24 protein-coding genes are annotated in these 25,030 nt (G+C 40.5%); 18 read left to right on the top strand and 6 right to left on the bottom strand.

All coding sequences use genetic code 11. The features are described from left to right. Positions 1 to 19 precede the first annotated feature (19 nt). The 7 genes from AC1XUO_RS22345 to AC1XUO_RS22315 all read left to right on the top strand — a co-directional run bounded on the left by AC1XUO_RS22345 (position 20) and on the right by AC1XUO_RS22315 (position 7,808). Positions 20 to 1,345 (top strand): ATP-grasp domain-containing protein, encoded by a 1,326-nt coding sequence (locus AC1XUO_RS22345; RefSeq protein ID WP_483332010.1) that lies wholly within the window; start codon positions 20 to 22, stop codon positions 1,343 to 1,345. A 30-nt stretch (positions 1,346 to 1,375) separates the two neighbouring features. Further along, a complete protein-coding gene (locus tag AC1XUO_RS22340) occupies positions 1,376 to 2,476 on the top strand; it encodes a carboxylate-amine ligase (protein ID WP_235150000.1) in 1,101 nt (366 codons plus the stop codon). Between the two features lie 164 nt (positions 2,477 to 2,640). Continuing rightward, complete coding sequence (locus tag AC1XUO_RS22335; RefSeq protein WP_483332009.1) at positions 2,641 to 3,489, top strand: type 1 glutamine amidotransferase; 849 nt, start codon at positions 2,641 to 2,643, stop codon at positions 3,487 to 3,489. A 45-nt stretch (positions 3,490 to 3,534) separates the two neighbouring features. Further along, positions 3,535 to 4,728 (top strand): hypothetical protein, encoded by a 1,194-nt coding sequence (locus AC1XUO_RS22330; RefSeq protein ID WP_483332008.1) that lies wholly within the window; start codon positions 3,535 to 3,537, stop codon positions 4,726 to 4,728. Between the two features lie 68 nt (positions 4,729 to 4,796). Then, a complete protein-coding gene (locus AC1XUO_RS22325) occupies positions 4,797 to 6,005 on the top strand; it encodes an aspartate aminotransferase family protein (RefSeq protein WP_483332006.1) in 1,209 nt (402 codons plus the stop codon). A gap of 37 nt (positions 6,006 to 6,042) precedes the next feature. Beyond that, a complete protein-coding gene (locus AC1XUO_RS22320; RefSeq protein ID WP_483332005.1) occupies positions 6,043 to 6,918 on the top strand; it encodes an aldose 1-epimerase family protein in 876 nt (291 codons plus the stop codon). Positions 6,919 to 6,920: 2 nt separating this feature from the next. Beyond that, a complete protein-coding gene (locus AC1XUO_RS22315; protein WP_483332004.1) occupies positions 6,921 to 7,808 on the top strand; it encodes a serine hydrolase in 888 nt (295 codons plus the stop codon). Positions 7,809 to 7,827: 19 nt separating this feature from the next. Here AC1XUO_RS22315 and AC1XUO_RS22310 read toward each other — a convergent pair whose 3' ends face one another. The 5 genes from AC1XUO_RS22310 to AC1XUO_RS22290 form a co-directional block, all read right to left on the bottom strand. Then, positions 7,828 to 8,112 (bottom strand): HigA family addiction module antitoxin, encoded by a 285-nt coding sequence (locus AC1XUO_RS22310; RefSeq protein ID WP_483332003.1) that lies wholly within the window; start codon positions 8,110 to 8,112, stop codon positions 7,828 to 7,830. 9 nt (positions 8,113 to 8,121) lie between these two features. Further along, positions 8,122 to 8,400, bottom strand: coding sequence for a type II toxin-antitoxin system RelE/ParE family toxin (locus AC1XUO_RS22305; protein ID WP_483332002.1), 279 nt, complete (start codon positions 8,398 to 8,400; stop codon positions 8,122 to 8,124). A gap of 139 nt (positions 8,401 to 8,539) precedes the next feature. Continuing rightward, complete coding sequence (trxA, locus tag AC1XUO_RS22300) at positions 8,540 to 8,872, bottom strand: thioredoxin (RefSeq protein ID WP_235149984.1); 333 nt, start codon at positions 8,870 to 8,872, stop codon at positions 8,540 to 8,542. A gap of 89 nt (positions 8,873 to 8,961) precedes the next feature. Then, the gene (dnaE, locus tag AC1XUO_RS22295; protein ID WP_483332001.1) at positions 8,962 to 12,615 is read right to left on the bottom strand and encodes a DNA polymerase III subunit alpha; all 3,654 of its coding nucleotides are present in this window, start codon (positions 12,613 to 12,615) and stop codon (positions 8,962 to 8,964) included. A 55-nt stretch (positions 12,616 to 12,670) separates the two neighbouring features. After that, complete coding sequence (locus AC1XUO_RS22290; protein ID WP_483332000.1) at positions 12,671 to 13,360, bottom strand: DUF2461 domain-containing protein; 690 nt, start codon at positions 13,358 to 13,360, stop codon at positions 12,671 to 12,673. 155 nt (positions 13,361 to 13,515) lie between these two features. Here AC1XUO_RS22290 and AC1XUO_RS22285 point away from each other — a divergent pair, with 155 nt between their 5' ends. The 6 genes from AC1XUO_RS22285 to AC1XUO_RS22260 all read left to right on the top strand — a co-directional run bounded on the left by AC1XUO_RS22285 (position 13,516) and on the right by AC1XUO_RS22260 (position 17,830). Then, a complete protein-coding gene (locus AC1XUO_RS22285; RefSeq protein WP_235149976.1) occupies positions 13,516 to 13,743 on the top strand; it encodes a hypothetical protein in 228 nt (75 codons plus the stop codon). A 336-nt stretch (positions 13,744 to 14,079) separates the two neighbouring features. Next, positions 14,080 to 15,057, top strand: coding sequence for a tryptophan--tRNA ligase (trpS, locus tag AC1XUO_RS22280; protein ID WP_483331999.1), 978 nt, complete (start codon positions 14,080 to 14,082; stop codon positions 15,055 to 15,057). Continuing rightward, entirely contained in the window at positions 15,054 to 15,629 is a 576-nt protein-coding gene (locus AC1XUO_RS22275) for a phosphatase PAP2 family protein (protein ID WP_483331998.1), read from the top strand. The genes trpS and AC1XUO_RS22275 overlap by 4 nt, the downstream gene beginning before the upstream one ends. 38 nt (positions 15,630 to 15,667) lie before the next feature. Then, a complete protein-coding gene (locus AC1XUO_RS22270; RefSeq protein WP_090338211.1) occupies positions 15,668 to 16,612 on the top strand; it encodes a ribose-phosphate pyrophosphokinase in 945 nt (314 codons plus the stop codon). 34 nt (positions 16,613 to 16,646) lie between these two features. After that, complete coding sequence (locus AC1XUO_RS22265) at positions 16,647 to 17,213, top strand: 50S ribosomal protein L25/general stress protein Ctc (RefSeq protein ID WP_483331997.1); 567 nt, start codon at positions 16,647 to 16,649, stop codon at positions 17,211 to 17,213. A gap of 122 nt (positions 17,214 to 17,335) precedes the next feature. Further along, the gene (locus tag AC1XUO_RS22260) at positions 17,336 to 17,830 is read left to right on the top strand and encodes a DUF421 domain-containing protein (RefSeq protein WP_483331996.1); all 495 of its coding nucleotides are present in this window, start codon (positions 17,336 to 17,338) and stop codon (positions 17,828 to 17,830) included. Between the two features lies 1 nt (position 17,831). On the opposite strand, the gene AC1XUO_RS22255 is transcribed toward AC1XUO_RS22260, so the two are convergent. Next, a complete protein-coding gene (locus tag AC1XUO_RS22255) occupies positions 17,832 to 18,767 on the bottom strand; it encodes an NAD(P)-dependent oxidoreductase (protein ID WP_483331995.1) in 936 nt (311 codons plus the stop codon). 205 nt (positions 18,768 to 18,972) lie between these two features. Here AC1XUO_RS22255 and pdxA point away from each other — a divergent pair, with 205 nt between their 5' ends. From pdxA to AC1XUO_RS22230, 5 genes are all read left to right on the top strand, one after another. Then, on the top strand, positions 18,973 to 20,079 hold the full coding sequence (gene pdxA, locus AC1XUO_RS22250; RefSeq protein ID WP_483331994.1) for a 4-hydroxythreonine-4-phosphate dehydrogenase PdxA: 1,107 nt from the start codon (positions 18,973 to 18,975) through the stop codon (positions 20,077 to 20,079). Between the two features lie 68 nt (positions 20,080 to 20,147). Next, the gene (locus tag AC1XUO_RS22245; protein ID WP_483331993.1) at positions 20,148 to 21,035 is read left to right on the top strand and encodes a YicC/YloC family endoribonuclease; all 888 of its coding nucleotides are present in this window, start codon (positions 20,148 to 20,150) and stop codon (positions 21,033 to 21,035) included. After that, the gene (locus AC1XUO_RS22240) at positions 21,036 to 21,659 is read left to right on the top strand and encodes a DNA-3-methyladenine glycosylase (RefSeq protein WP_483331992.1); all 624 of its coding nucleotides are present in this window, start codon (positions 21,036 to 21,038) and stop codon (positions 21,657 to 21,659) included. A 189-nt stretch (positions 21,660 to 21,848) separates the two neighbouring features. Then, complete coding sequence (locus AC1XUO_RS22235) at positions 21,849 to 23,642, top strand: tetratricopeptide repeat-containing sensor histidine kinase (protein ID WP_483331991.1); 1,794 nt, start codon at positions 21,849 to 21,851, stop codon at positions 23,640 to 23,642. Between the two features lie 118 nt (positions 23,643 to 23,760). After that, positions 23,761 to 24,945, top strand: coding sequence for a class I SAM-dependent methyltransferase (locus tag AC1XUO_RS22230; protein ID WP_483331990.1), 1,185 nt, complete (start codon positions 23,761 to 23,763; stop codon positions 24,943 to 24,945). Positions 24,946 to 25,030 lie beyond the last annotated feature (85 nt).

The following is a 25,030-nucleotide window of genomic DNA, read 5'->3' as shown; positions in this document are numbered from 1 at the left end:
TCATTAACAATAACTAATCATGAAAAAAATAGGCATTCTTTTTGGAATGGAAAATACCTTTCCACAAGCATTTATAGATCGCGTAAATAGTAAAGGAGAAAAAGGAATTATCGCAGAAGCGGTTACCATAGAAAAAGTTGTTCAGGCAGATCCAACGGAATATGCGGTCATTATCGACCGGATTTCGCAAGATGTTCCATTTTATCGGGCATACCTTAAAAATGCAGCATTAAGCGGAACTGCTGTGATAAATAATCCATTCTGGTGGAGTGCTGATGAAAAATTCTTCAACAACGCCCTGGCAGAGAAAATTGGAGTACCTGTTCCAAAAACAGTTTTGATTCCGTCAAAAGAAAGGCCAACAGATACTTCCGAGACTTCGTTCAGAAACCTTGCTTTCCCGTTGGCATGGGAAGAAATGTTTAAATACATTGGATTTCCAGCTTATATGAAACCACATGATGGTGGCGGCTGGAAAAGTGTATATCAGGTAAACGATCCGCATGACATGTGGAGAAAACACGAAGAAACCGGCCAGCTGATCATGATGTTGCAAGAGGAGATACAGTTTACCGATTATTTCCGTTGTTATTGCATTGGCCAAAAGGATGTTTTGATCATGCCTTATGAACCAAGAAATCCGCATCATTTGCGCTACGCTTCCGAAATAAAAGCACAGGGAGAAGAAGCTGAAAAACTTCTGGCCACTGTGAAGGAATACACCTTAAAGTTAAACCTGGCCTTGGGATATGATTTCAATACCGTCGAATTTGCGGTTCGTGACGGAATTCCGATCGCTATTGATTTTTGCAATCCGGCTCCGGATGCAGACATCAACTCTGTGGGCGCCGACAATTTTGAATGGGTTGTTGAAGCTGCGGCTAACATGGCAATTGACCGTGCGAAGAAGCATAAAGATGGTCAGACAAACCTGACCTGGGGTACCTTCGTTAAAGATTCGATTTCTTCGGTATTAAGTCCACCAAAGCCTTCCACAGAAATTGAAGTTTCTGAACCTGTTGAACTTAAAAAAGTCGCCCCTAAAAAAACGACTTCAGCTAAGTCATCAGCACCTGCCACCCCGGTGGAGAAGACTTCAAAAAAAGAAGCTGCTTCGGCGCCGGTTCCATTCGAAGACATTCCTAAGAAAGAAAAAGTCGAAAATAAGGAAGAATCCGAGTCAATTTCGCCAGCACCTGTTAAATCCAAAGGAAAAACACCTGCCAGGAAACCCGCTGAGGCGAAGGCTATTGCACCGGCACCGGTTAAAAAAGTGGATAAAGCAAAAGCTCCTGCACCTGAGTCAGCAAAAAAGGCAGGAACAACGGCGACCAAGAAAAAATAAGGCTAACTATTTTAACCTAAGCTTCATCGTATGCGTACTTTCACACTGGGAATTGAAGAGGAATTTCAAACAATCGATCCCGATACAAGAAATCTGCGTTCCCACATGTCCAAACTGGTCGAGGATGGCAAAATAACGCTGAAAGAACGGGTAAAGGCAGAAATGCACCAGGCGGTCGTGGAAGTTGGTACAAACATTTGTCACAATATTCAGGAAGCCAGAGAGGAAGTAACCTATCTCAGAAAAATGATTCTGGATCTGGCTGCCAAGCAAAATCTGCACGTTGCCGCAGCAGGAACACATCCTTTTGCTGATTGGGTAGAGCAGCTGATTACTCCGGATCCTCGTTACGACGAGATTATCGATGAAATGCGTGATGTAGCCAGAGGTAACTTAATTTTTGGTCTGCATGTACATGTGGGTATCGAAAATCGCAACGAAGGAATCGAGATCATGAATGCGGTAAGATATTTTCTTCCGCATATTTATGCACTTTCTACCAACTCTCCTTTTTGGTGTGGCCGGAATACAGGTTTTAAATCCTATCGTTCAAAAGTTTTTGACAAATTTCCCCGGACTGGTATACCTGACTATTTTTCCAGTGCTGCTGAATACGACGAGTATGTAAATTTGCTTATCAAGACCAAGTGTATTGACAATGGCAAGAAGATATGGTGGGACATCAGGCTTCATCCTTTTTTCAACACCATCGAATTCAGAATGTGCGATGTTCCGATGCGAACGGATGAAACCATCTGCCTGGCTGCGATCATGCAGGCTTTGGTTGCAAAAATCCATAAACTTCACCGCATGAACCTGGGCTTCCGCCCCTATCACCGGATGCTGATTAATGAAAATAAATGGCGGGCGGCACGGTACGGGATTCAAGGAAAACTCATCGATTTCGGAAAACAGGAAGAAGTTGATTATAAACTGCTGGTCGTTGAGCTACTCGAATTTATTGACGATGTCGTGGATGAACTGGGAAGCCGGCACGAAATTGAATACATCCACCAGATCCTTGAAATGGGAAGCGGCGCTGACAGGCAACTGGCCGTTTTTGAAAAAACAAATGACCTGAAAGCGGTTGTGGATTATATCGTTTCCGAGACAAAAATCGGAATTGCTTAAAATATTATTTCCCGTTTTTTGATAACGAAGAAGAATTCTTTTCTGGCTTGCAAGAATAGAATTCTTCTTTTTATTGAATCAAATCCGGAAATTTGCGTTTTAAAATGTAACAACAAAAGTGAATATCAAGGTTAATACATTCAACCTTTTGGCCCGAGAGCAAGATGGACAACGATAAGAAACATTTCAGAATTGCAATTCTGGATATGTACAACGGTTTTGAAAATGAGGGGATGCGTTGTATAAAAAAAATTATCACTGAATTTGGTGAGAAGGAATCACTGAATATCAGCTACGAAATTTTTGACGTCCGGCAGAAACTGGCGATTCCTGCAATGGACTTTGATGCATACATTTCAACAGGCGGGCCGGGAAATCCTTCTCCCTCGGGTGAAGCATGGGAAAGGAAATTTTTCCGCTTTCTTGATAAATTGACAGAGTATAATGCAAACAGACATAATCGGACAAAGAAACATTTGTTTTTGATTTGCCATTCTTTTCAGATGGCCTGTATCCATTGGCAAATTGGAGCGGTTGGAAGAAGAAGAAAAACTTCGTTTGGAACATTTCCCGTTCACAAAACATCAGGAGGTAGAAAAGATCCGGTTTTAAATCTGTTGAACGATCCCTTTTGGATTGTTGATTCGAGAGATTTTCAGGTAATTCAGCCGGACCAGCATGTTATTGATAACATGGGAGCAAAAATTCTTTGCCTTGAAAAAATCCGTCCGCATGTAAATCTTGAAAGAGCCATTATGGCCATTCGTTTCTCGAAAGAAATCGTAGGAACACAGTTTCATCCGGAAGCAGACGCGGAAGGTATGCTTCGCTATTTTTTACGGGAAGATAAAAAGACTACCATTATTGCCAATCATGGTGAAGCAAAATACAATGATATGATTGAGCATCTGAACGATCCGGATAAGATCCAGATGACAGAGGCCACAATTATCCCGACATTCCTGAAAATTGCTTTGGACAAAATGCCGGTATCGCCGACTATTCCTGTTTAATATGTAGTTCATTGCTTCAACTTCACAACAACTAAATTCAGTAAAATGCATAAAGAAGCACGCCAGGCTTACAATCAGTCTTTTAGCGAAGAAAAATATAAAAATCTTTTAGCATCAATCGATTCGGATTTTCCTGGTGCGCTGGACTTTCGGGTAGCGGAAACTCCTGTTTTTGTTCCAAAAGCCTTGAAAGATAAATTGATTGAGGCTTGTGAAGAAATTATAGATACCATTGTATCCGATGATTTCAAGACAATAACGGACCGGGCTATTCCAGCAGACCAGCTTGTTCCGGGAGAGAATGATCATTCTTCATTTCTGGCTATTGATTTTGCGGTTTGCAAAGACGAAAATGGAGAATTAATTCCTCAATTGATTGAACTGCAAGGATTTGCCTCTATCTATGCTTATCAGGGATACTTATCAGAAAAATTCAAGGAGCACTTCCCGGTTCCTGACGATTTTCGGTACGTATTCGGAGCCAATGACCTGGATACTTATGTTGGAAAACTGAAAGAGTTAATTCTTGCCGACGAAGACGCGGAGCAGGTGATCCTGCTTGAAATATTTCCTGAAAAGCAGAAAACAAGAATTGATTTTGCCTTGACCGAAAAGCTATTGGGTGTGCAGGCTGTGTGTTATACCAAAATAATCAAAGAAGGCCGAAATTTATTCTACGAAAAAGCGGGTCGGAAAATCCAGATAAAGCGGATTTATAATCGGCTTATTTTTGACGATCTGCTAAATTATCCGGATCTCGAAACAGACTTTCACTTCACGGATGACGTGGACGTTACCTGGGTTGGCCATCCAAATTGGTTTTTCAGGATCAGTAAATTTACGTTGCCGTTACTCGAAAGCAAGTATATTCCTGAAACAAATTTTGTATCTGATTATCAGGGAAACTTTCCTGATAATCTGGAAAACTATGTATTAAAACCACTTTTTTCCTTCGCCGGAACAGGTGTGCAGCTGCACGTTACGCGCGAAATTCTTGATAGAATTCCTGATCCTGACAATTACATTTTACAAAAAAAGGTTGCTTACGAACCTGTTATTCAGGCACCGGACGGACAGGTAAAATGTGAGATCAGAATGATGTACAGCTGGCCTGACAATGCTCCCAGACCAGAATTAATCACCAGTTTAAGCAGGTTAAGTCGTGGAGAGATGATTGGCGTCCGGTTCAATAAAGACTTTACCTGGGTGGGCGGAACGGCCTGCTTTTTTGAAGATTAAGGCTTACTTTCTAAACATATTGAAAGTAATAAAATTATAGATATTATTAAAAGTATATTGTATAGTAAATGCATATTTCACACCGACAACATTTTTTTGATCATTTAGCACAAACATCAGATTATCCGCTTGCGCTGGAAATTGAGCGAGCAGAAGGGGTTTACATGTATGGTACGGACGGCAAACAATATCTGGATTTAATTTCTGGAATTGGTGTAAGCAATGTTGGACACCGGCATCCGCAAGTTTTGGCTGCACTTCACAAGCAGCTCGACAAGCATATGCACCTGCTGGTTTATGGAGAATTTGTTCAAAGCACTCAGGTTCAGCTGGCGAAAGCATTGGTGGACACGTTGGATATGCTATCCGGAACGCCATCTCCGTTTGGCCAAATCGACAATGTCTATTTTACAAATTCCGGCACCGAAGCTGTGGAAGGAGCTATGAAGCTTGCAAAACGATTTACGGGTCGCGCTGAATTTATTTCGTGTTTTAATGCTTACCATGGAGCAACACAAGGCGCATTAAGTCTTTCCGGCGCGGAACATTTTAAACGGAATTTCCGACCGCTTTTACCAGAAATTAAAAATATCAAACATGGAAACCCCGATGATTTAGAACACATTACTACAAAAACAGCAGCTGTTGTTATTGAAATCATTGGTGGTGAATCAGGCGTTAGGGTCCCGTCAATGGAATATGTAAGGGCATTAAGGGAAAGATGTACGCAGGTTGGAGCATTGTTAGTCATTGACGAAATTCAAACTGGTTTTGGCCGTACCGGATCTTTTTGGGCTTTTGAACAATACGATATTTATCCGGATATTCTTTTAAGTGCAAAAGGTATGGGAGGCGGTATGCCGATTGGCGCATTTATGGCTTCACAGCAAATCATGAGCGTTTTTAAAAACAATCCTATTCTTGGCCATATCACGACATTTGGAGGACATCCGGTAAGTTCTGCGGCATCGCTTGCTGCTTTGCAGGTAACCCTGAATGAGAACCTATCAAAAAATGCGATCGCCAAGGGAGCACTTTTCAAATCGCTTCTTGTACATCCAAAAATAAAAGAAGTGCGTGGAAGAGGGCTTATGCTTGCGGCCGAAATGGAATCTTTTGAAGCTCTGAAGCAGACCATTGACAGATGTATTGAAAAAGGTGTGATCACCGATTGGTTCCTGTTTTGTGATAATTCGATGCGTCTCGCTCCTCCATTAATAATTACGGACGAACAGATTCGAGAAGGCTGCGCTGTAATTCTAGAAGTATTGGGTTAAGTTTGCAGATATACCAACATTATGAAACGATAAAACTATGGCTACGATAGAAAACGATATACTAATAATAGGTGTCAATGAACTAGGCGCCGAGCTTTGTCAGATCCAGTCCAAATCTTCGGGTAAAGAATATATGTGGGATGCAAATCCGGATATTTGGGGGAGTTATGCGCCTGTACTTTTCCCGGTTATTGGTGCTGTCAAAAATGGTTTTGTTTTGATAAAAGGGAAAGAATATAAAGTACCAAGACATGGTTTTATTAGAAATAATCCGAACCTGAAACTGATTGAAGAGACTGCTAAAAGTTTGACCTACGGTTTGAAATTCAGCGAAAAAACGCTGCTGATCTACCCATACGAATTTGAATTTCTGATCACCTTTTCATTGGAACATAATAAGATTGTCGTTTCTCATGAAGTCATTAATCATGGGAACGAGACGATGTTTTTTTCGTTGGGCGGTCATCCTGCGTTTAAGTGTCCGGTAAATGATGGCGAGATTTATGAAGATTATTATCTGGAATTTGAGAAAACCGAAACTGCATCTACCTGGCTCCTGGCAGAAGGTGGTTTGGTTGGAAACAAAACGAAACCGATGATTGTAAACAGTAATATTCTTCCGCTGGATTCAGAAATGTTCGACAATGATGCCTTGATTTTCAAAAATTTAAATTCCAGTAGCGTAAGTTTAAAAAGCAATAAGTCGTCTCAGGTAGTGCATGTTGACTACACCGGATTTCCGTATTTAGGAATTTGGGCTAAACCTAACGCACACTTTGTCTGCATTGAACCCTGGCTGGGTATCGCGGATACTGCCGACAGCGATCAGAATTTTGAGACAAAAGAAGGAATTTTGAGTATTGAGGCAGGAAAAACCTTTGCGGCTTCTTATTCAATTGAAATTATAGAATAATTATGCGGTTATGCCTTTGGGTTGTATTAACCTGCCTCGTCAAAATTTCTGCTTTGGCCCAGTCGAAGCAGAACATAGATGACCTCCGGCATAAAATTTCCGCTGAACTTCAAAAACATACCGGGACGTATGCAGTTGCTTTCAAAGATCTCACGACCGGGGAATCGCTTTTGATCAACGAATCTGAATCCTTTCATGCGGCAAGTACGATGAAAACGCCAGTCATGGTTGAAGTTTTTAAACAGGCCGCCGAAGGGAAATTCGCTTTGACGGATTCAATCATCATAAAAAATGAGTTTAAAAGTATCGTCGACGGGAGTTTGTATAGCCTCGATTCCATTCAGGATAGTGATCATATTCTTTACCGCCAGATCGGGCAGAAACGGGCGATCAAAGATCTGGTCTATGAGATGATTATCGTGAGCAGCAATTTTGCGACAAACATCATCATCGATCTGGTTGGTGCTGAAAATGTCTCGAAAACGATGAAGGAGCTGGGAGCAAAAGACATTCAGATTCTGCGTGGTGTGGAAGATGCAAAAGCATATCAAAAGGGTTTAAACAATATGACCACAGCCGATGATCTAAAAATATTGTTTGAAAGAATTGCCGGCGGAAAAATTGTTGATCAGAAGTCCTGCGATGCGATGATCAAAATTTTACTGGATCAAAAATTCAATGATGTTATTCCCGGTAAGCTGCCCAAAGTGGTCAAAGTTGCACACAAAACCGGATCGATTTCCAAAGTTTATCATGATAGCGGTATTGTTTTCCTGCCTGACGGAAGAAAATATGTATTGGTTTTGTTATCAAAAGGCTGGGATGAGGAAAAATCAACTAAAAACATGCTGGCTGAAATTTCTGAGATGATTTATTTGAATTTGAAATAAGCTCTTCCCTGTTAGAAAATTACGGAATAGTAACGTTGTATAGATTTCCTCTTTTTTCCCTTAACCATAATTCATAATTTTTTTGAAGATTAATCCAGAACTGTGGAGTATTTCCAAATACCTCCGAAAGTTTGGCTGCCAGCTCAAAAGTTATTCCTTCGCGCTCCTCACAAACATCCGACAATTTCGTGATCGTTATTCCCAGCTTTTGGGCAAGCTCACCAATCGTCAGATTGCGTTCCTTCATGTAATCCTCTCTTAAAATTTCCCCGGGATGTACCGGAGGTAAATTGCGTTTCATCATATCCATATTTCAGTGATAATCAATGTAATCAATATCATAGACATTGCCGTTTTCGAATCTAAAGATGAGACGGTAATTTGGTGTCACAGTAAGAGACCAGAAATCAGCCACTCTACCTGATAATTTGTGAATTCCAGAGCCCATTTGCTGAATATCTTCGATCGAACTAACAGCGTCTAGTTGGTCAAATAAACGATTAATCTTTCTTAAATATTGAGACGGCAATTTTGATGCATTACCATCTTGGTAATATTGTTGCAATCCTTTGTGTAAAAAGTTTTTTATCAAGATCTGAGCGTGTGTTTACGTAATATTATAACTTACTGCTCAGATTTCATTAAAAAAAATTATTCAAATTACGCTTATATACTTCATAAAAAAGGCTCCTGATGGAGCCTTTTTTATATAAATTCTGAAACTGTTAAAATTAAACAGTCGCTGATATTTGAGCGTTCAATTTATCTTCCAAAGTAGTTTTTGGTACAACACCCACCACTTTATCTACCAATTGACCATTTTTGAAGATCATCAAAGTAGGGATACTGCGGATACCAAATTTAGCTGGGATTGCCGAATTCATATCTACGTCCATTTTACCAATAACAGCTTTTCCTTCATATTCACCAGCCAATTGCTCAACAACCGGCCCGATCATTTTACAAGGACCGCACCACTCTGCCCAGAAATCAACAAGTACAGGCTGATCGCCCTGAATAAGTTCTTCAAAAGTGCTATCGGTAATTTCAAGTGCTTTTCCCATGTCAATAAGTGTCTATTTTTTGATATTAATTAGTTGAGATAATAAGGAAATAAGCAATATAAAAGTTCCTAAATTCTTGAATTTCCGTTCTAATTAAGAGAAAAGTCTACCCCTGGAAATCCTTTCAAAGTTTTAAATAATTCGTTCGTTGGAGAAACACGGTAGTTCCGCAAAGCCATTTCAACCTCCAAATGAGTTTCCGGATCTTTAACCGTCATGTTTACAGGACATTGACCCGGATTACTACTAAATGTATTGCTTAACAATTCAATAAATTCGGCATCGATCTGATCCAGCGTAAGGTTGATTTTAATTTTTTTGCACATCTTATCCCGGATTTCAGTGAGTAATTGAATAGAAGAAATTTTAAATTCAAACTGGTCCTCCTGTTTCCAGCGATTTTGAATTTTTCCTTTAATATATAAAAACCGGCCAACTTCAAGGTAGTTTTTAAATTTCACGCAATCCTCTCCTCCCAAAAGCATTTCGATCGAACCCTTGTAATCTTCGATTTTAAAAATAATAAAAGGGTTACCATTTTTTGACATTCTTTCCATGACGCTGGTCACAATCCCGCCCACGCTGATATCCTTTCCGAAATATTTTGGAGCCCGCTCACCTTCAGGAATAATCATAAGCTCGTTCAGCGTACCGTTACAAAAATTATCCAGCTCAATTCTAAAAGTATCCAATGGATGACCGGAAATATAAAAACCTACAACTTCCTGCTCATATCGCAGCTTTGAAAGGTCATCCCATGGTTGAACATCAGCAGGTTTTGGTTTTACCATTAATGCTTCATTTCCACCAAACGCTCCGAAAAGCGAAGCTTGCGCTGATGCCTTTTCGGCATGATAATTATTGGCATAACGGATAAGTCGCTCGATGAACGTCCCGACATCACCACCTGGCTCCGATGTAAAATATTGCGCACGGTGATATTCTTCGAAGCAATCAAATCCTCCGGCGTATGCCAAACTTTCAAGTGTCTTTTTATTGACTGTTCTTAAATTAACGCGCGTTATAAAATCGAAAATATCTTTAAATGGACCATTAAGATCTCTTTCCTCAATAATAGATTCAACAGCGGCGTCGCCACTTCCTTTCACACCGGCAAGGCCAAACCTGATTTCCCCTTTACCCGTTGCATTAAACTGGCGATCTGATTCATTGATATCCGGACCTAAAACAGTAATCCCCTGACTCTTACATTCCTCCATGAAAAATGTAATTTTTTCAATATTTCCCAGTGAGCTCGTCAATACAGCCGACATATATTCAGCCGTATAATGTGCTTTCAGGTAAGCGGTCTGATAAGCAACAAATGCATAACAGGTTGAGTGAGATTTGTTAAAAGCATAAGACGCGAACGCTTCCCAGTCCGTCCAGATTTTTTCCAGTTTTTTAAGGTCAAGGCCTTTGTCGCCCCCACCTTTCATGAAATAACCCTTCATTTTGTTCAGGGTCTCGATCTGTTTCTTACCCATTGCCTTCCGCAATGTATCTGCCTGACCTTTTGTAAATCCACCCAGTTTTTGGGAAAGAAGCATTACCTGTTCCTGATATACGGTAATTCCATATGTATCGGCAAGATACTCTTCAAGCTCAGGTAAATCATAAGTAATTTCTTCATGTCCGTTTTTTCGACGGATAAAGTTAGGAATATATGCGATCGGCCCTGGACGGTACAATGCGTTCATCGCAATAAGGTGCTCAAAGCGGTCAGGAATAAGATCCCTCATGTGTTTTTTCATACCATCGGATTCAAACTGGAAAATCGCGTTGGTATCGCCCCTCTGGAAAAGTTCAAACACCTTCGGATCATCAAGCGGGATATCATCAATGATGATTTCAACCCCATGATTTCGTTTGATCAGTCGCAGCGCTTCCTTGATAATGGTAAGATTTCGCAGACCCAGAAAGTCCATCTTAATTACCCCGGCATCTTCAATTATTTTCCCCTGGTATTGAGTAATCAAAAAGTTCGAATCTTTTGAGGTACTTACCGGAATAATTTCCGTCAAATCACTAGGTGCGATAATGATCCCGGCAGCATGTATACCTGTATTTCTAACCGTACCTTCCAGACGTCGCGCCTCCTGTAACACACTCGCCTGCAAGTCATTACCTCCAATGATTGCACGAAGTTTTTTAACATTGTCCAATTCTTCGGGTGCTATGCCTTCCTTCTTAGTCAAACTTCCCTCTCCTTCCAGCGGCGCAGAGAAAATCCTGGCCAAAGTCATGTTATAGGACGGTTTATCAGGAACCAGTTTTACAAGCATGTTGGCGTCAGATAGATGTAGATCCATCACACGCGCAACATCCTTTATCGCTGACTTTGCGGCCATCGTACCATAGGTCACGATCTGCGCAACCTGATTATATCCATATTTTTTAACAACATAATCGATCACTTTTTGCCGGCCTTCATCATCGAAATCCGTATCAATATCAGGAAGGGATATACGGTCCGGATTCAGGAAACGCTCAAAAAGCAGATCATATTTAATCGGGTCAATATTGGTAATTCCGGTACAATAAGCAACCACAGAGCCCGCAGCAGAACCACGGCCGGGGCCGATAAAAACGCCCATTTTGCGGCCCGCATCGATAAAATCGGCCACAATCAGGAAGTAACCCGGGAAACCCATGTTACGGATAGTGTTCAGCTCGAAATTCAGACGATCCTCAATTTCGGGCGTAATCGTGCCATATTTGAATTTCGCACCTTCAAATGTCAGGTGACGAAGGTATTCCCACTGATTCAATACGTCAGCCGTCAACTCCTTATTCCCAACCATTTCAGACAACGTATGTGTCTTGAATTCTTCCGGTATCGGGAAGTTGGGCAACAAGATATCCTTGTTCAGGTTCAGCGTTTTAATCTTGTCAACGATCTCATTTGTATTGTCTATCGACTCTGGTAAGTCGTTAAACAATTTCATCATTTCACTGGTATTTTTGAAATAAAACTGATCATTGAAAAATGCAAATCGGGAGCCTTTTGGAATTCCCTTATCGTCATCAAAATCTTTTGCAGAAGGCGTGCTTTGTTTGTCTCCGGTATTAATACAAAGCAAAATATCATGTGCATTCCAGTCTTCCTGATCCACATAATGCGAGTCATTGGAAGCAATAATTTTAACGTTATATTTTCTGGCAAAACGTATCAGTACTTCATTGACAATATACTGATCACGGATTTCATGTCGTTGCAGTTCCACATAAAAATCTTCTCCGAAAAGATCCAGCCACCATTTAAATTCTTTCTCCGCTTCGGCTTCTCCTTTTCTTATAATCGTTTTGGGGATAATCGCACCGATACAACAAGTTGTAGCAATGAGCCCCTTATGATACTTGACAATCAGCTCCTTATCAATCCTTGGATACTTTCCATACATTCCCTCGATAAAACCGAGCGAACACATCTTGACCAGGTTTTTATACCCGATTTCGTCCTTCGCCAAAAGCAGCTGATGGTGACGAACATCCTTTTTCTCCTTCGTAAATTGTCGGATATGCCTGTCTTCGACCACATAAAATTCGCAGCCAACAATTGGTTTTATTCCTTGTTTGTTACCCTCCGCCACAAACTCAAATACCCCAAACATGTTTCCATGATCGGTAATGGCAACGGCTGGCATGTTATCTTCCTTTGCTTTTTTGAAAAGCTTTTTGATATCAGCAGCACCGTCCAGCAGTGAAAATTGGGTGTGGCAGTGTAAGTGGGAAAATTGCATATTTCTAATTTGGAGATTCGCTCATTCAATCATTCTTTCATTCTTCATTCAATCATTACAATTGAATATCTTCCGCTTCCGGATTGGCATCGTAAAGTATATAATTCATAAAATCGGTATAAGGTTTCAGCAATTTCATGCCTTTCAAGATTGATTCTGCGAAACCCTTCGAAGTCACATCTTTATCTGAAAAACGATGAATGAAGAAAAGCTGTTTTCTCCTCAGCAGCTCAATTTCGGGATGATCCTTTGGATAACCTTTTGGCGCTGTCTTCAAAGACTCACCTGATATTTCAGGGAAGTATTGACGAAATTCTTCATCATAGATTATCTTTTTTAATTCATCGGCATTATAGTCCACCTCCTGGCGGTACTTTGCCAATTGATCAGCCGTTGCATCCCACATCCCTCCTCCCAGAAATGATTCCCCATTGGGCTGAATGTGCAGATAATAATCAACTCTTCCTGAACTTCTCCCGCCCGGACCGATTCCGGCACTCAGATTACTTTTATAAGGCGCCTTATTTTTTGAAAAACGAACGTCGCGATTGATCCTGAAAATGCAATCTTTCACCTGCAAATTTCCCAAATCATGAAATTTACTGACTTCTGATATCAAAGTTGCGACCAATTTTTCAAGATCTGCTTTTGAATCATCATATCGTTTTCTGTTTTCAAGAAACCATTCTCTATTGTTATTTTGGACTAAATCAGTTAGAAATTTCAGTGTTGATGGTTGAAGCATAAAATATATTCTGGTATAAAAATCTGTTTTTCAAGTTTTGTAAACCGTAGACAATTTACAAATATCAAATTTACCACGTTTTTCTGATTCAATTTAACGAATTTTACAAATTGAAAGAACGAAGTTTCTATAAAACTCATAATCAAACGAAAGTTATGAACGTTCAATTTTTGTCAAATGAAAAGGGCGAGAAAACGGCTGCGGTGATACCAATAGAGTATTGGAACAAGATCAAACAGCAACTTGAAGTAGAATCACCTGATTTCTGGGGGGATTTACCCGAACATGTTAAGGATGGTATACATAAAGCTCAAAAGCAGTTTTTGGCCGGAGAAACTAAATCCAATGACGAAGTTATGGAAAATTACAAAAAGTATCTATGACTTTTTCTATCCGCTGGACCACAGAAGCACAAGAAAGCTTTGGTCAAATCACACACTACATAGAGGAACACAGATCGGAAAAACAAGCGCAAAAATTTGTAAGAACCGTCAATAAATAGATACTTGAAATTGCGAATTTTCCCTATATTTTTGAGGCATCTGCTTCAAATTCTTCTATTCGAAAAGGTTTTGTAAACAAACGTTGCACACTGTTTTATCAAATTGAAAATGATGTAGTTGTACTGCTTTATTTTTGGGATAATCGACGAAAACCACGTTTGTAAAAGATAATATCCACAACAAAATTTAATATAAGTAAATCTGTTAATTAATTAAATGGCCAGAATTCTTACCGGGATACAAAGTAGCGGACTTCCTCATTTGGGAAATCTTTTGGGGGCAATCCAGCCTGCTATCGAATTATCCAAAAATCCAGACAACGAATCATTTCTTTTCATCGCGGATCTTCATTCGCTTACTACACTCAAAAGCGCAACAGAACGGGAGTTGTACGTCCGCTCCATTGCGTCAACCTGGCTTGCCTTTGGTTTTGACACCGATAAAAATGTTTTTTGGAGACAATCCCGCGTTCAGGAACACGCAGAACTTTCTTGGTATTTAAGCTGCTTTACACCTTTTCCGATGCTTGCGAATGCAACTTCTTTCAAAGATAAATCGGAGAAACTTGCAGATGTAAATGCCGGATTATTTACTTATCCTGTACTTATGGCTGCTGACATATTGCTTTACAATGCCAACATCATTCCTGTTGGCAAAGATCAAAAGCAGCATCTGGAAATGGCAAAAGATATCGCATCACGTTTTAATCTACTTGCGGGAGAAGATATTCTGGTTTTACCTGAGCCACAGATCGATGAAAAAATGATGATCATTCCCGGCATTGACGGCCAGAAAATGAGTAAATCTTACAACAACTACATCAACATTTTTCTACCGGAAAATGAATTAAAAAAGGTAATCAAAAAGATCGTTTCAGATTCCACACCGCTCGAAGAACCGAAGGATCCGGAAACTGATATCACTTTCAAGCTATATTCTTTGCTTGCCTCTGAGTCTGAAATTGAAACAATGCGTCGGAACTACCTGAATGGCGGGTATGGATACGGACATGCAAAACAGGCACTTTTCGAGATCATCCTTGAAAAATATGCAGAACCGCGTCGACTGTATCATTACTACATGGAAAACAATGATGAGTTGGAATCAATTCTGGTAGCTGGTGAAGAAAAGGCACGCGTAATTGCCCGCCAGACCATTTCAAAAGTTCGCCGTGTACTCGGATTTGGCGCATGACTTCCGCAATAGACATCATTGTTCACGGAGACCAGGAATTGTTTCTTTGGCTTAATGGAAAAAATACGCCGCTGCTGGATTCGATCATGTATTGGATCACTTTTAAATATACCTGGATTCCTATGTACGCGATCCTGCTTTTTCTGACGGTTAAAGCAGAAAAAACGAGGTCAATTGCAATAATCGTTGCCGTTTTGGCAGCTGTGATACTTGCAGATAAATTAACATCGGGTGTGATGAAACCTTACTTTGCTCGTTTCAGGCCTTGTCATGAACCTGCTTTGAAAGATCTGGTTCATAATGTCGGAGGCTGCGGAGGACTTTATGGATTTGCTTCGGCACATGCTTCCACCAGTTTTTCGCTGGCGATAGTCTGGTTTCAACTGACTAAGGATAAGATAAATAATATGGGCTGGCTCTTCGTATGGGCCGCAATATATGCGTACAGCAGGATATATGTTGGCGTACATTATCCCACTGATATTTTCGTCGGCGCACTGGTTGGGCTGATTGTTGGATGGATATGTGTTCAACTTTATTTAATATTTTTGAAGAAATACTACCCTAATTGATTGATTTTTATTAATTTTGCGCAAATTTTAGTTTGGCCATGGGCTCTTTTAATACAGTAAAAATATTTTCGGGAAGTCAGTCAGAGTACCTGGCAAAAGACATTGCACGGTATTATGGCAAGGAGTTAGGAGGATATACACTTCGCAAATTCAGCGATGGTGAATTATCCCCAAGCTTTGAAGAGTCGGTACGTGGTTGTGACGTATTTTTGATTCAGTCAACTTTCCCACCGGCCGATAATCTGCTTGAACTACTATTAATGGTAGATGCAGCCCGCCGGGCTTCTGCACACTATGTTACCGTTGTTATACCTTATTTTGGATATGCACGTCAGGACAGAAAGGACAAACCCCGTGTTGCGATAGCAGCGAAAGTGGTTGCCAATTTGTTGACATCCGTGGGCGTTGACCGTCTAATGACTGTCGATTTGCATGCAGGCCAGATTCAGGGCTTTTTCGATTTGCCGGTTGATCACCTGGAAGGAACTTCGATTTTTGTTCCCTACATTAAATCACTCGGACTTAAAAATCTTCTGATCGCTTCACCGGATATGGGTGGTGCGGCAAGAGCCCGTAATTTCGCGAAGTTCCTGAATGTAGATATGATCCTTTGTGACAAACACAGGAAAAGAGCAAATGAAATTGCCAGTATGCAGGTGATTGGTGAGGTTGAGGGAATGGACGTGGTTTTGGTTGATGACCTTATTGATACAGGCGGAACCTTATGTAAGGCAGCTGAAATTATCATGGGTAAAGGTGCCAATTCAGTAAGAGCAATCAGTACGCATCCGATCATGTCGGGTAAGGCGCACGAAAACATTGCAAATTCTGTTCTGGAGGAATTAATTGTTACAGATACAATTCCTCTGAAGCAACAGAATGATAAAATACGCGTATTGTCAGTTGCGGAGTTATTTGCAAAAGCGATCGGGCGTATCAGAGATCATGAATCTATTAGTTCTTTGTTTATAAATTATCAGTAAATTTTTATTTTTTTTAACTTTAATTATTATTCTTATGAAAACGCATGAGATTGTAGGGTTTAGAAGAGCGAATCTCGGCAAGGTGGAAGCTCAGGAGTTACGTGCTCAGGGTTATGTTCCATCTGTGCTGTATGGTGGTACCGAACAAGTGCATTTTTACGCACCTGCTATGTTGTATCGCACATTGCTTTTCACTCCGGATGTTTTTAACGTTACCTTGAATATCGAGGGGACTATATATAATGCTATTTTACAGGAGAAACAATTCCACCCTGTAAATGATATGTTGTTGCACGCAGATTTCCTTCAGATCATTGATGGTAAGGAAATTAAAGTGGACGTACCAGTTAAATTGACTGGTGCATCTTCAGGTGTAATGAAAGGTGGTAAAATGAATCAAAAATTGCGTAAATTGCGTGTACAAGGTTTGGCAGAAAACATTCCTGATTATGTTGAAGTTGATGTAACTGAACTTGATCTTGGAAAATCTGTTAAGGTTGGTGCTATCAAGCCAGAAGGTTTTACAATTCTGAGCTCGATCAGCAATCCGATCGCATCAGTAGAAATCCCACGTGCACTTCGCGGTACTTTGGGTAAATAATAAGTATTTTATTTTTCATGGCTAATAGATGCAAACGTGCCGACCTTTGGTCGGCATATTTGTTATACGGGTAATTTGTTTTTATAACTTACAAAGAAATAACCTAAACTATTGTTCTCCCGATGGACAAGCTTTTCAGTGTAGACTGGCAATCGATGTTTATTCCCAGCCTGTCGCTGCTCGAAATATTTATAAGAGGAACGCTAACCTACTGGATCATTTATCTTTGTATGCGTCTGTTTCGCCGCGGGACAGGCCAACTAAGTATTGCCGACCTGCTGCTAATTACAATGATCTCTGATGCAGCTCAGAATGCAATGGCGGGAACATACAATTCTATCAGCGAAGGAGCCGTGCTAATTCTCACGCTCGTTTTCTGGGATTATGCGATTGACTGGATGGGATACAAAAAAGTGATCTTCGGGAAATTTGCTAAGCCAGAGCCCGTGCTGCTTGTGCGCAACGGCAGATTACTCCATAAGAATATGGAAAAAGAACTGATAGACGAGGATGAATTAATAGGACTGCTTCGGGAGAAAGATGTGGATGATTATACAAAAATTAAAACCTGCTACCTCGAGGCAACAGGCAATATCAGTGTCATCCTGAAAGAATAATTTACGCAATGGCCATCCAATCTTTGATCTGTCGAAGCAACACTTCGTTGATACGGACATAACTTTCATGTGTCCAGCCGCCGATATGGGGCGTTAAAACTACCCGATTGGAATTGGTAAGATAATCGAAAACCGCCTGTTGATCTTCGCTAAGTGTTTTTAATTTCTCATTTTCCAGCACGTCAAGGCATGCGCCGATTATTTTACCGGATTCCAATCCTTCCACTACCGCGGTGAGATCAGCAACTTTACCTCTTGACAAATTCATCAGATAAAAAGGTTTTGAAAAATCCTCAATAAACTTTTTATCGACGAGGTATTTTGTTTCTTCCGTCAACGGAACATGAAGACTTATGACATCAGCCTCCTGCATAAGTTTTTCAAGAGATGCTTCTTCGGCAAACTGATCGCCATAATTTTCCCGGTATTTGTCGTATGCCAAAACTTTACAGCCAAAACCACTCAGTCTTTTCGCCGTAGCGCCGCCATTATTTCCATATCCGATCAAACCGACCGTTTTTTTCATAAGCTCAACTCCCCTGTTCCCTTCGCGGTCCCAGATACCATTTCGTACTTCCTTGTCAGCTTTCACGATGTTGGCAAGCAATCCAAGTAACATACCAAGCATGTGTTCAGCTACTGCATCTCTATTGCCCTCTCCGGCATGAAAAACTTCAATACCCAGTTCTTTGGCAACATCCAGATCGATCAAATCAAGGCCAGCTCCTGCACGGGCAATGAAACGCAACTTTTTCGAATTTCCAATCACTTCCCGATCCACAAAAGTCTTGCTTCTGATAAATAGTCCTTCAAATTCCGGAAGTACGGTTATGATATCGTCCCGTTTGTATTCCGGGTGGTAGGCAAATTCCCAGCCTTCCGACTCTAACATGGTAAAAAGTGAAGGATGCATCGAGTCTGCGATCAGGATTTTCATAGGAGCAACGGAATTTTTGTAACTTGCCGATTGATTAGTTTAAACAAAAGTAATCAGAAATACAGACAAGGGGTGCTAAAAACCAATATTTGACCGCAATTTGATCGTTTAAGTTACGTCAAACCAAGACAAAATTATTAATATCAGTACCTTGCAAAGTAATTTTCAGAAAATGAGAAATAACATTCAATACAATTTCAATTAAATGAGTGAACTAGCAATAGATAAACCGCTAATAGGTATTTCTTTGGGAGATTACAATGGCATTGGCCCGGAAGTAATTTTAAAAGCGCTTGAAGGAAATCAGTTAGCAAAATTATGCACACCAATCGTATACGGTTCCCTTCGCGTTTTGAATCAGTACCGGAATCTCTTGGATATGAAAGACTGGACTTTGCACGGCATTCAACGCCCCGAACAGGCCAATCACAAACTGACCAATGTTATCACCTGCTGGCACGATCATCAGACCGAAATTCAGCCGGGGAAAATTACGCCGGAGGCCGGGCAAGCATCTTTATCGTCATTAAAAAGAGCGGTTGAGGATCTAAAAGCAGGAAAAATCCATGCACTGGTGACTGGCCCAATTAATAAAGACAATATTCAAAGCGAAGATTTCAAATTTCCCGGCCATACTGAATATCTGGCAGAAGCATTTGGTGCTCAGGAAGGTTTAATGTTCATGGTTTCAGAGGATCTGCGCGTTGGCGTCCTTTCCGGGCATATTCCTGTAAATCAAATTGCGGCACATGTAACGCCTGAAAAGCTGACAGCCAAAATTGAACAGATGCTTCAATCGCTGAAAGGCGATTTTGGTATAAAAAAACCGAGACTCGCGGTGTTAGGATTAAATCCTCATGCTGGGGAAAATGGTTTATTAGGAAGTGAAGAAATCGACGTGATCAATCCGGTTTTGAAGACTTTTAAAGAAAAAGGCAATCTCGTATTCGGACCATTTCCGGCGGACGGTTTTTTTGCGGCGGGAACATACAAGCAATATGACGCCGTGTTGGCCATGTACCATGATCAGGGGCTGATCCCCTTTAAAGCACTTGCCTTTAACGAAGGAGTGAATTTCACAGCAGGGTTATCTGCCGTAAGAACTTCTCCCGATCACGGTACCGCTTATAACATAGCGGGAAAAAATCAGGCTGAACCAGGCTCACTGCTGCAGGCCGTTTATCTAGCCTGTGACGTTTTTAAGTTTAGAACCGTCAACCAGGAAATAGATAAAAATGCTTTGATCGCAAAACCTCAGCAATCCGAAAGTCAGCACCCGGCCAAATCCGGAAAACCGAGGCACAATAATTGATTTCAAAATAATTAAGTAGAAGTAACGCCTGATGATACTTCTGAATTTATACTTTAATAAAGCCCTACATGCTTAGATCTATGACCGGCTACGGTGTAGCAAACATCGAATCCGAATCGATCAACGTCACTGTTGAGATAAAAACACTGAATTCCAAGTTTTTAGACATATACTGTCGTGTTCCGAGAAACTATTCAGAACGCGAAATTGAAATTCGTAACCTCGTAACACAATCCCTTGAACGTGGAAAGGTTGAAGTTTCCTTAACTGTGCAGCCTGTTGGAAAAGCAATTGCGACAACAGCCGTGAACCGTCCTTTGGTGAAAGCCTATTTTTCAGATTTGTCAGAAACGGCTAATGATCTGGGTTTTGCAGGTGACTCGACAGATTTGTTAAGAATGGCCCTTCAAATGCCAAATGCTTACAATACGGAATCTGTCAGTGAAACTAACCGCGACAACGATTGGGCGCAGATAAAAGAAGCAGTTTTTGAGGCTTTGAGGAAATGTAATATTTTCCGCGAGCAGGAAGGAAAAATGACCGCAGATAAGTTCGCTGACTACATCGGAACTATTTCATCCCTCCTAGAAGATGTAAAAGAACAGGATAAACTTAGAATACCGGCCGTTCGCGAGCGTCTGGAAAAACAGGTCCGTGATCTTTTGTCTGACGACAACTTTGATCCTAACCGTTTTGAGCAGGAATTGATCTATTATATAGAAAAATTTGATATTTCAGAGGAAAAAATTCGTCTTGAAAATCATTTGGTTTACTTTAAAGAAACATTGCAGTCGCCAGAAAGTAATGGTAAAAAGCTAAACTTCATTGCGCAGGAAATCGGGCGGGAAATCAACACGATCGGTTCAAAAGCGAACGATTCGGGTATACAGCGTTTTGTGGTTCAGATGAAAGATGAACTTGAAAAGATCAAGGAGCAAACGATGAATATTATTTAAATGTCAGAAGCGGAAAACAAACTTCCACTTTCCTTTTACGAAGCTTACGATACTTGCACGCTTGCTCAGAAATTGCTTGGTTGTGAGCTTGTTCACGATAGTCCCGATGGTCTGACCAGCGGGATTATTGTTGAAACGGAGGCTTATTTACAGGATGATCCAGCCTGCCATGCATACCGAAGAAGAACAGTGCGCACAGAACCGATGTATTCTGCGGCAGGAACAATTTACGTTTATCTGATCTATGGGATGTATCAATGTGTTAACGTCGTTACCAGAGAGGACGGCTGCGCAGAAGCAGTTTTAATCCGGGCTTTGCAACCTACGGACGGTATTGAATTAATGGAATTACGCCGTCAAAACAGTAGAAAAAATTTAGCAGGTATACCTCCAAAACCCGTTCCGCTTCGCGAATTATGTAAAGGACCTGCGAAACTCGTACAGGCCATGGGAATTGATAGGTCTGTCCACAATTCAGAATCTCTGGCGACGAGCAGTTTATATATTCGTCCTCAGATCGTTACCGATTTTGAAATAACCACTTCGACCCGGATCGGAATCACACAAGGTGCAGATTTACTTTATCGGTATTCTATTAAAAATAACAGATTTGTTAGCAAATAAATCAACAGGCCGAGTTTTGCCCAAAATTTATTCTACAAAAAGAGCAAAAGTTATAGCTACATTTTAACTTTTTGCGCTACGATTTTCTATCTTTGAGATCTAGTAAAAATACTCAGCGTTTTTTTTGATTCCAGCAATTTCACAATAATGGTTTCGCCTTGTGTCCTGCCATACATGCTGAATATTTCTATGGCTAAATTTTACAGGTTTCTGTTTCTTTTCATTTTCTATTTTTTCCTTACCGGGAGTCATTCAGGTTTCGCACAAACTGCTGTTGCGGAATCGAACAAAGTTGTTTCAAAGGACAACAAAATTTTCTCCTTCGATACCATTCTGGTTCATAAATATTATAAGCTGGCATGGTCAAATTTGTATTATGATTCAGAAAAATCGCTGATTTACGCTCAGCAAATTCTAAGGCTTTCTCAAAAACATCAATGGAGCAAAGGAACCATGATGGCCTACGATTTGATGAGCAGTTATTACCTCATCGATGGCAGCTACGATATATTAAGGGAAGTATCGAACGAAATACTGGCACTTTCGAAAAAAACGGACATGCCGCTTTACACAGCAAATGCGAAAAGATTTCTGGCCGAAGCGAGTGCTGAATATAAACAGTTTGATGCGGCCCAAGTCAATCTTCAAAGTGCTATTGAAATTTATACCACGTTGCGCCAGGATAGTTTAAGGGCAGTTTGTCTGGAAACTCTGGGCAATTTCCACCGTGAAAAATTTGAATATCCAAAAGCACTGCGATACTATGCACAGGCATTTGAGGCGTATAAAAAGATTGGGTCTCAATGGGGCATGGCAACTACCCTACAAAATAAGGGTTACATGTATGCGCTAAAAGACGAGCTGGACGATGCTGAAAAATATGTAAATGAGGCACTCGTTTTATTTAGAAAAATGAATAATCGTTTTGGCATTCTCAACGGCCTTAATGAGATAGGTAATATTTATTATCTAAAAAAAGATTACGAAAACGCCATAAACACAGAAAAAGAGGCTCTTGAACTTTCACATCTTTATAAATCCACCCGGCAGACCAATTGGGCGCTGATTTGCCTGTACCGATCTTTTAAAGCACAGAATGACATTGAAACTGCGCTGTACTATCTGGAAAAAGTTGACTACAACAGACGAAACCGACATATTGAAAGTATAGCCAGGGAATACAATATGTATAAGCTGATTTATGAAAATCAACAAATGGAATCTGAGATCCAGAAGAAAATTATTGGTGAACAAACCATAATACAAAGATTTCTGGTCGGCTTTTTATGCCTTATTGTCGCCTTTGCGGCCTTTCTCTGGCTCAATAACAAAAAACTCCGGCAAAAAAATGCAGCCATCAAAGAAGCATTGGTCCAGGGACAGACGATCGAGAGGAAACGTGTAGCAGCAGAATTACACGATCATCTTGGCGGTACCCTTGCCTCCTTGAACTGGTATCTTTACGGAATGGACAAAAATCTATTATCCGAAAAAGAGCAAAAAACATACAACAGCGTCCATCAAATGGTCGGTGCTGCCTATCGGGAAGTTCGAAGCCTGTCTCACAATCTGATGCCTCTGGAGCTCGAAGAAAATGGTCTTGTTACGGCTTTGCATCGCCTGGTGGGCAAATTAAACGAAAACAATGCTATCAAATTCACCTTTAACATCAGCGGTCTGGAAAACAGGTTAAGCAAAAAAGTTGAATTTGAATTATACAGTATCGTATTGGAACTGACAAATAACATTCTAAAACATTCCCAGGCGAATTCCGCGAGTATTAATCTTGCAGAAAACCTAAAAACGATCAACCTATCCATTATTGATAACGGCTCCGGAATGAAAAGCAAAGCGAATCATGGCGTTGGACTAGTGAATGTTAAAAGCCGGGTCCAGAGCCTGATGGGTAAAATTAAGATATGGACTGAGGAAAACCCAGGTACGAAAATTGAAATTGAAATCCCGAAATTTGAGGTACACTAATCGTTTTCATGCAGCATTTTTCAATTTTGAAACGTAATCTAAAACAATAAATCCCCAGTTGTAAACTGTATTCCCTTTCGAGGCGTTAACTTTGAAGGGTGAATTATAAACAGATCTAATGAATATTTCAGAAAAGGTGCAGGAATTTGTATCGATGCTTGCACAAACCATTTCCGATCAAACTTTCATCAGTATATCGCTTGGTAATTATAAAGGCTCGGAAGAAAATCTTAAAAATCTCTACGCCAAAAGAATATTGATTAAAAAAGAAGAAAAACTAAGCTTTACCTTCCGTTATAAAACCCGTGACATTGTAAAAAATTATTCAATCGAAGAAGGTATCCTTCTCGTGAAGAATTATTTAAATGAGGGGTTCAGAATTTCTACATTGCTTTCAACTGAATTTGATGTTTTGTTTGAAATTCAGAACAATAATAAGATCATTCTGAAAAAGAAAGATCCGACGACCAAAGAAACGCCTTCGCTCGATCATGACAAAAACAAAAAACGCCTGATTAGTGCCAATCATAAAAGTTATCTGACCGACTTGAAGATCACAGATTCAGAAGGCAATGTTTTTAAAAACGGGCAGGACAAATTCAGACAAATCAATCATTACGTAGAAATACTGAGTTCCCTGATCAAGGAAATTCCTGATACCGGTTCAATAAAAGTAGTTGATATGGGTTCCGGTAAGGGTTATCTGACTTTCGCGCTGTACGATTATCTTCAAAACGTTTTAAACCGGGAAGCAACAGTAACAGGTGTCGAATTCAGGGAAGATCTGGTAACGCTTTGCAATACCATCGCTAAAAAAGCATCTTTCCGTAATCTGAATTTTGTTGAAGGCACAATTAAATCTTACGACAGTGCCGGTACGGATATTCTGATTGCACTCCATGCCTGCGATACGGCCACAGACGACGCCATTTTCAAAGGGATCAAGGCGGAAGCTGAGCTAATCGTTGTTGCACCTTGTTGCCATAAGCAGATCCGCCGGGAAATCGAAAAACACAAAACACACAATGATGTCGATTTTCTTACTAAATACGGCATATTTTTGGAGCGTCAGGCAGAAATGGTAACCGATGGAATCCGGGCAATGATTCTGGAATATGCAGGATACAAAACCAAGGTTTTCGAATTTATTTCTGATGCACATACGCCTAAAAATGTGATGATCGTCGGGGTAAAAAATCATAGATCAGCACCTGATAAGGATCAGCTATTGAAAAAAATAAAAGATGCAAAGGCTTATTTCGGCATCGAATATCATCATCTGGAAAGAATGCTGGAAATTTGAGCTGGTGGCACGGGAATTTACATGAGTGATTGTCTCAAAGGGAGTTAGCATAATTTCCCTGTTGCAAGGCTTTTTTCAAAACAGC

The sequence above is a fragment of the Dyadobacter sp. HNCC25DJ186 genome (assembly GCF_056895235.1).
This window is presented reverse-complemented; position numbering and strand designations above follow the sequence as displayed.

Excerpts from the sequence above, each read along its gene's own strand:
- AC1XUO_RS22345 (WP_483332010.1), top strand. The coding sequence starts at position 20 with ATGAAAAAAATAGGCATTCTTTTTGGAATGGAAAATACCTTTCCACAA.
- AC1XUO_RS22340 (WP_235150000.1), top strand. The coding sequence starts at position 1,376 with ATGCGTACTTTCACACTGGGAATTGAAGAGGAATTTCAAACAATCGAT.
- AC1XUO_RS22335 (WP_483332009.1), top strand. The coding sequence starts at position 2,641 with ATGGACAACGATAAGAAACATTTCAGAATTGCAATTCTGGATATGTAC.
- AC1XUO_RS22330 (WP_483332008.1), top strand. The coding sequence starts at position 3,535 with ATGCATAAAGAAGCACGCCAGGCTTACAATCAGTCTTTTAGCGAAGAA.
- AC1XUO_RS22325 (WP_483332006.1), top strand. The coding sequence starts at position 4,797 with ATGCATATTTCACACCGACAACATTTTTTTGATCATTTAGCACAAACA.
- AC1XUO_RS22320 (WP_483332005.1), top strand. The coding sequence starts at position 6,043 with ATGGCTACGATAGAAAACGATATACTAATAATAGGTGTCAATGAACTA.
- AC1XUO_RS22315 (WP_483332004.1), top strand. The coding sequence starts at position 6,921 with ATGCGGTTATGCCTTTGGGTTGTATTAACCTGCCTCGTCAAAATTTCT.
- AC1XUO_RS22310 (WP_483332003.1), bottom strand. The coding sequence starts at position 8,112 with ATGATGAAACGCAATTTACCTCCGGTACATCCCGGGGAAATTTTAAGA.
- trxA (WP_235149984.1), bottom strand. The coding sequence starts at position 8,872 with ATGGGAAAAGCACTTGAAATTACCGATAGCACTTTTGAAGAACTTATT.
- dnaE (WP_483332001.1), bottom strand. The coding sequence starts at position 12,615 with ATGCAATTTTCCCACTTACACTGCCACACCCAATTTTCACTGCTGGAC.
- AC1XUO_RS22290 (WP_483332000.1), bottom strand. The coding sequence starts at position 13,360 with ATGCTTCAACCATCAACACTGAAATTTCTAACTGATTTAGTCCAAAAT.
- AC1XUO_RS22285 (WP_235149976.1), top strand. The coding sequence starts at position 13,516 with ATGAACGTTCAATTTTTGTCAAATGAAAAGGGCGAGAAAACGGCTGCG.
- trpS (WP_483331999.1), top strand. The coding sequence starts at position 14,080 with ATGGCCAGAATTCTTACCGGGATACAAAGTAGCGGACTTCCTCATTTG.
- AC1XUO_RS22275 (WP_483331998.1), top strand. The coding sequence starts at position 15,054 with ATGACTTCCGCAATAGACATCATTGTTCACGGAGACCAGGAATTGTTT.
- AC1XUO_RS22270 (WP_090338211.1), top strand. The coding sequence starts at position 15,668 with ATGGGCTCTTTTAATACAGTAAAAATATTTTCGGGAAGTCAGTCAGAG.
- AC1XUO_RS22265 (WP_483331997.1), top strand. The coding sequence starts at position 16,647 with ATGAAAACGCATGAGATTGTAGGGTTTAGAAGAGCGAATCTCGGCAAG.
- AC1XUO_RS22260 (WP_483331996.1), top strand. The coding sequence starts at position 17,336 with ATGGACAAGCTTTTCAGTGTAGACTGGCAATCGATGTTTATTCCCAGC.
- AC1XUO_RS22255 (WP_483331995.1), bottom strand. The coding sequence starts at position 18,767 with ATGAAAATCCTGATCGCAGACTCGATGCATCCTTCACTTTTTACCATG.
- pdxA (WP_483331994.1), top strand. The coding sequence starts at position 18,973 with ATGAGTGAACTAGCAATAGATAAACCGCTAATAGGTATTTCTTTGGGA.
- AC1XUO_RS22245 (WP_483331993.1), top strand. The coding sequence starts at position 20,148 with ATGCTTAGATCTATGACCGGCTACGGTGTAGCAAACATCGAATCCGAA.
- AC1XUO_RS22240 (WP_483331992.1), top strand. The coding sequence starts at position 21,036 with ATGTCAGAAGCGGAAAACAAACTTCCACTTTCCTTTTACGAAGCTTAC.
- AC1XUO_RS22235 (WP_483331991.1), top strand. The coding sequence starts at position 21,849 with ATGGCTAAATTTTACAGGTTTCTGTTTCTTTTCATTTTCTATTTTTTC.
- AC1XUO_RS22230 (WP_483331990.1), top strand. The coding sequence starts at position 23,761 with ATGAATATTTCAGAAAAGGTGCAGGAATTTGTATCGATGCTTGCACAA.